We start from the raw sequence: 5728 nt of genomic DNA, 5'->3' as shown, positions 1-5728 counted from the left end.
GTGTTCAACCTGCACACGATGGATGCCACCGGCGGCAACATCACGCAGATCTCGGTCAACCAGAGCCATGACCGCAACCCGGTCGTGCGCCCCAACGGCGACATCATGTTCTCGCGCTGGGACCACGTCGGCATGCGCAACCACTTCAAGGTGTTCCGCGTGAAGCCCGACGGCACCGACATGTTCGTGCTGTACGGCGCACACAGCGAGGGCAACAGCTTCCTGCACCCGCGCGACATGGACCCGAAGGGCAAGTTCAAGGGTTTCCTCGCATCCGACCTGATGCCGCTGTCGCGCACCAAGGAAGGCGGCGGCTTGGTGCTGGTCGACGCGGCCAACTACTCCGAGCAGAACACGCCGGCCAACCCGAGCGTCGCGGCCCAGGGCGGCCAGTACTACCCGACCGAACAGGCGCTGAACATCGACGGCGGGCTGTCGGCGTACGGCCGCATCACGACGCCGTTCCCGCTGTGGGACGGCACCGATCGCGTGCTGGTCGCCTACCGCCCCTGCGAAGTGACGAAGAACGGCAAGGTGGTGCCGTGCGCCACGCTGACCGATGCCGAGAAGGCGCGCCTGGCCGATGACAACCGGCTGGAAAGCGAGGTCGAGGCCGACGGCGTGAAGGACAACGTGCCGCCGCCGTACGGCATCTACATGTTCGACCCGAACGACCCGAAGAAGGGCCTGCAGCCGATCGCGCCGCCGCCCCCGGGCTTCATGAACACCGACCCGGTGCCGCTGCAGTCGCGCGCCGAGCCGAACGCCACCGACCCGACCCCGGTCGACCCGACGCTGGCCGCCCAGAAGCTCGGCCTGCTCGAAGTGCGCAGCGTCTACGACACCGACGGCCTCGGCCGCATGGGTGACCCGGTGATCGCGGCGGCCGACCTGTCGGCCACCTGCACCACCGCGATCGCGAAGACCGCGCCGACCGACCCGCTGGACACCCGCGCCCAGGTCGCCGACCTCGTCAAGATGAAGGACCCGGCCAGCCCGGCCTATGGCTGCGCGCCGGCCCGCTTCATCCGCGCCTTCCGCGCAGTGGCGCCGAGCCAGGGCATGGGCGTGCGGGCCGCGATCGGCGAGACCGATTTCGAGCCGCAGCAGATCCTCGGCTACGCGCCGATCGAGCCGGACGGCTCGTTCAAGCTGCAGGTGCCGGCCGACACCCCGATCGGGCTGGCGGTGGTCGATGCCGAAGGCCGTGCCTTCCAGACCCACACCAACTGGATCCAGGTCCGCCCGGGCGAACGCCGCACCTGCGACGGCTGCCACAGCCCGCGCCGCGGCGGCGCGCTGAACTCCGGTGCGGTCGCCAACACGATCCCGTCGGGCTGGTTCGACAACCTGGCGAGCGCCCACCAGTCGGGCGAGACGATGGCCGGCACCCGCACGCGCCTCGACCCGAACGTGCTGAAGCTGATGACCGACATGGTCTCCTCCGACGTCTGGGCCGACACGGCCAAGGCCGGCGTGACCGCGCGCAATTCGATCAGCATCAAGTACAAGAACAACACCGATCCGAAGGACGACCTGCTGACCGCCGCCCCGACCGACGGCGTCATCAACTACCCGGACCACATCCAGCCGATGTGGACGGTCAGCCGCGGCGTCAACGGCGCCGGCACCTGCGTGACCTGCCACGCCGACCCGGCCAAGCTGGACCTGAGCGCGACGATCGCCGGCACCGGCCGCAATGCGTCGTACGAGCGCCTGCTGATCGGCGACCCGGTCATCGACCAGGCCACCGGCCTGCCGAAGACCCACCTCGAGGAAGGCGTGCCGATGATCGACCGCGAGCCGGCGATGGTCGACACGATGGCCAGCGAAGGCGATGCCCTCGGCATGGGGCGCAAGAGCCGGCTGCTGGAGATCCTGTCCGGCGCGACGCTGATGGCCAGCGCCGATGCGCGCACGCTGTACCCGACCCCGGCGGCAGGCGCGCCGGACCACGCCACGCTGCTGACCAAGGCCGAGAAGCGCCTGCTGGCCGAATGGATCGACCTCGGCAGCAAGTACTACAACGACCTGTCCGCAGGCGGCGTGAAGGGCATCGGGCAGATCACCCAGGCCTCGTTCGAGTCCGACGTGTACCCGATCCTGCGCAGCACCTGCGCGGCCGGTTGCCACCAGGGCATCGGCAGCGACGAGATCGCCGCCGGCAAGGCGTTCCGCGAGAACCGCTTCGTGTTGCTGGGTGACGCGGAGGGCGATTTCAATGTCACACTGACGATGATCAACGACGCCTGCCATCCGGAAGCCAACTCGCTGCTGAAGCGGCCGTCGACGATCCCGCACCCGGCGGGCGCCGCGAGCTCGCCGACCGCGGTGCTGCCGGTGGGCAGCGCGAACTACGTGACGATCGCCAACTGGATCAAGAAGGGCTGTACCACCCCATGACGCACGCGTCTCCCAAGGCACCTGCGCGCGCACCCTGGCGGGTGCCGCTGCGCGCGGCGGGTGCCTGCCTCGCCGCAGCCTGGCTCGCCAGCTGCGGCGGTGGCGGCAACCCGCTGGGCAACCCGTCGACGATCAACAACCCGGCCGGCGCGTCGGGCCAGCGCCTGTCGTACGCCTACTTCCAGAAGTGCATCAACCCGATCTTCCTGGCGGCGCTGCCGATCACGCACAACGGCACGACCACCACCAACACCTGCGCCGGCTCGGGCTGCCATGACACGGTGGCCGGCACCGGCGGCGCGTTCCGCATCGCCACCGGCGCAACCGCGCTGGACGTGACCGACCCGGCCAACACGCCGGACGTGATCCGCCAGACCGACATGTACAAGAACTTCTACTCCGCGCAGGGCGAGGTGGTGGAAGGCTCGACCACGCAGAGCCGGCTGCTCGCGAAGCCGCTGCTGATCAACGTGCTGCATGGCGGCGGGCAGATCTTCCCGAACGACCAGGATGCCAACGTCAAGCTGATCGAGTACTGGATCACCCACCCGTCGCCGTCGGGCCAGGACGAGTTCAGCACCGCGACCTACAACATGTTCACGCCGGCAGACCCGAACACGGGGACCTGCAATACAAATTGACAACAATGCCAGCATGACCCTCGCCCTCTCGCCCGAGTCGCACCCACGCCGTTTTCACGCCCACCTTCGCCACGTCCTTCAAAGGCTGGCGCTCGCCTGTGCGTTGGGCGTTGCTGCGCTGCCGGCGGTGGCCGCGGACACCCCGCCCGAGCGGCTGCAGGTCAGCGACCCCTACATCGAGATGCACACCGGCGCGGGCCGCGGCTACCCGGTGTTCCACATCGCCGAGAAGGGCGAGTGGATCGAGGTGCTGCTGCGCCACACCGACTGGTTCAAGGTGCGCACCGACAAGGGCAAGGAAGGCTGGGTCACGCGCGCGCAGCTCGAGACCACGCTGACCGAGGCCGGCAGCACCAAGACCTTCCGCGACGTGCTGCTCGACGACTACCTGAATCGCCGCGTCGAGTTCGGCACCGGCTGGGGCCGCTTCAAGGGCGAGCCGATGCTGAAGATGTGGACCGGCTACCGCCTGTCGGACACGCTGTCGCTCGAAGCCACGCTCGGCCAGGTGCAGGGCGTGTTCTCCGGCAGCGATTTCTGGCATGCCAACCTGATGGTCGAGCCCTGGTCCGACAAGCGCCTGTCGCCGTTCTTCGCGGTCGGCTTCGGCAAGTTCAAGAACGTGCCCAATTCGACGCTGGTCGACGCGGTCGGCACCAACTCCAAGATGGCCGACGCCGGCATCGGCGTGCGCTACCACCTGTCCGACCGCTTCGTGCTGCGGGCCGACTGGTCGCTCTACACGGTGTTCATCGACGACACCCGCAGCGCCGAGTACCGTGCCGCCACGGTCGGCTTCTCCTTCTTCTTCAATTGACGGCCATGCGCAAACTCCAACGTCTTGTCCTCGCGGCCTGCCTTGCCGCGCCGTTCGCGGCGCAGGCCCAGAACCAGCAGCAGGTCGTCGAACCCGGCAACGAGCAGGTGATCGTGCCGCAGGTCGATCGCCGCCCGGTGAACGTGCCGAAGATCCCGTCGAACGACTTCGAGTTCGGCCTGTTCGGCGGCACCTACAGCACGCAGAACTTCGGCGCCAACGCCGTCTCGGGCCTGCGCGTGGGCTACCACATCACCGAGGATTACTTCGTCGAGGCCGTCTACGCCCAGACCAAGGTGAGCGATGAATCGTTCCGGCAGATCCTGCCCGGCGGCGTGCTCTCCGACGACAGCCAGAAGCTGCGCTACTACAACGTCTCGATCGGCGTGAACGTGCTGCCGGGCGAGATCTTCYTCGGCCGCAACACCGCGAAGGCGTCGGCGGTGTACCTGATCGGCGGCGTCGGCAGCACCAAGTTCAACGACCAGCGCAAGCAGACCTTCAACGTCGGGCTCGGCACCCGCGTGTTCCTGAAGGACTGGATGGCGCTGCAGGTCGACATGCGCGACCACATCTTCACGCTCGACCTGCTCGGCAAGCGCCAGAACACGCAGAACCTCGAGCTGACCGGCGGCATCACCTTCTTCTTCTGAGTCTCTACCGAGAACCCTTCATGAGCTCTTCCTCCCCTTTCGCCAGTTTCCTGCCCAGATTCCTGCGGGCGGCGGCCGCGCTGCTGCTGAGCACCGGCCTGGTGGTGGCGCCCGTGCAGGCGGCTGCACCGATGACGCCGGCGCCCGACTTCACGCTGCGCACCCTCGAGGGCAAGAACCTGCGCCTGAAGGAGCAGCGCGGCCAGGTCGTGCTGGTGAACTTCTGGGCCACCTGGTGCGCGCCGTGCCGCCAGGAGATGCCCAAGCTGAACGCGCTGTACGACAAGTACAAGGGCTCGGGCTTCGTGCTGCTGGGCGTCAACGTCGACGACGATGCGCGCAATGCCGCCACCGTCGCGGGCAAGCTGGGCGTCACGTTCCCGGTGCTGTTCGACACCGACAAGAACGTCAGCAAGCTGTACGACCTGAACAGCATGCCGTCGACGGTGCTGATCGACCGCGACGGCCGCGTGCGCTTCCTGCACCGCGGCTACCAGGACGGCTACGAGAACACCTACGACAAGCAGATCCGCGACCTGCTGAAGGAATGAACATGGGCTGCCAACGCAGAGCACTCGCCGTTGTCGTGACGCTGGCCTCGCTGCTGGCCGGCTGTGCCGCGCCCGAGCCGTGGGTGAAGCCGTACGAGCGCGAGCGCCTGGCCGATCCGATCATGCGGCTGTCGCGCGACGCGCTCGCCGACAAGCACCGCGAGCACATCTACGACGTGCGCGAGAGCGGACGCGGCGCCACCGGCGTGCAAGGGGGCGGCTGTGGTTGCAACTAGCGCCTGCTGGGTGCGTCGCCTGCGCCGTGCGCTGGCGCGCCGCCCGCACCACCTGATGCGCGCGGGCCGCGCGCTCGGCGTGGTGGTCGGCGGTGTGGCGGCGGCAGGAGCGGCCTATGCCGTCGACCTGCCCGAAGACCGTGCCGACGCGATGTACCACTTCTTCGACGGCGGCGGCACGCGCGCCGACGGCCCGGCGCTGCTGATCCGCAAGAAGGTCGCCGACCGGCTGTCGATCAGCGGCTCGTACTTCATCGACTCGGTCAGCAATGCGTCGATCGACGTCGTGACGACCGCGAGCCCCTACAAGGAAAAGCGCACCGAATACAGCCTCGGCGCCGACTACGTCTACCGCGACGCGCAGGTGTCGATCTCGGGCACCACCAGCGACGAGCCCGACTACAAGGCGAACACGGTGAGCCTGGAC

The 5728-nt window shown here is 68.2% G+C and carries 6 protein-coding genes and 1 pseudogene; all 7 read left to right on the top strand.

The genetic code is table 11. The annotated features are described in order from the left end of the window. Nucleotides 1–2403: HzsA-related protein (locus AC1D1T_RS29535; RefSeq protein ID WP_477993031.1), on the top strand; the 2403-nt coding region annotated here is incomplete at its 5' end. Beyond that, nucleotides 2400–3044, top strand: a complete 645-nt coding sequence (locus AC1D1T_RS29530; RefSeq protein WP_047511908.1) for a hypothetical protein — start codon at nucleotides 2400–2402, stop codon at nucleotides 3042–3044. The genes AC1D1T_RS29535 and AC1D1T_RS29530, both read left to right, overlap by 4 nt. A gap of 13 nt (nucleotides 3045–3057) precedes the next feature. Beyond that, on the top strand, nucleotides 3058–3861 hold the full coding sequence (locus AC1D1T_RS29525) for an SH3 domain-containing protein (RefSeq protein WP_477843393.1): 804 nt from the start codon (nucleotides 3058–3060) through the stop codon (nucleotides 3859–3861). 5 nt (nucleotides 3862–3866) lie between these two features. Continuing rightward, nucleotides 3867–4514: an outer membrane beta-barrel domain-containing protein gene (locus tag AC1D1T_RS29520; RefSeq protein ID WP_477993030.1), complete on the top strand. Its 648-nt coding sequence runs from the start codon at nucleotides 3867–3869 to the stop codon at nucleotides 4512–4514. A 20-nt stretch (nucleotides 4515–4534) separates the two neighbouring features. Next, nucleotides 4535–5065: a TlpA family protein disulfide reductase gene (locus AC1D1T_RS29515; RefSeq protein ID WP_156155156.1), complete on the top strand. Its 531-nt coding sequence runs from the start codon at nucleotides 4535–4537 to the stop codon at nucleotides 5063–5065. 2 nt (nucleotides 5066–5067) lie between these two features. Then, nucleotides 5068–5301 (top strand): DUF4266 domain-containing protein, encoded by a 234-nt coding sequence (locus AC1D1T_RS29510; RefSeq protein ID WP_047511913.1) that lies wholly within the window; start codon nucleotides 5068–5070, stop codon nucleotides 5299–5301. Between the two features lie 10 nt (nucleotides 5302–5311). Continuing rightward, nucleotides 5312–5728: pseudogene (locus tag AC1D1T_RS29505) on the top strand (DUF3570 domain-containing protein); the annotation flags it as partial.

The sequence above is a fragment of the Rhizobacter sp. P2_H3 genome (assembly GCF_056403355.1).
Note: the sequence above shows the minus strand (reverse complement) of the source record. Positions and strands in the feature narration are given on the sequence as shown.

Excerpts from the sequence above, each read along its gene's own strand:
- AC1D1T_RS29515 (WP_156155156.1), top strand. The coding sequence starts at position 4,535 with ATGAGCTCTTCCTCCCCTTTCGCCAGTTTCCTGCCCAGATTCCTGCGG.
- AC1D1T_RS29530 (WP_047511908.1), top strand. The coding sequence starts at position 2,400 with ATGACGCACGCGTCTCCCAAGGCACCTGCGCGCGCACCCTGGCGGGTG.
- AC1D1T_RS29525 (WP_477843393.1), top strand. The coding sequence starts at position 3,058 with ATGACCCTCGCCCTCTCGCCCGAGTCGCACCCACGCCGTTTTCACGCC.
- AC1D1T_RS29510 (WP_047511913.1), top strand. The coding sequence starts at position 5,068 with ATGGGCTGCCAACGCAGAGCACTCGCCGTTGTCGTGACGCTGGCCTCG.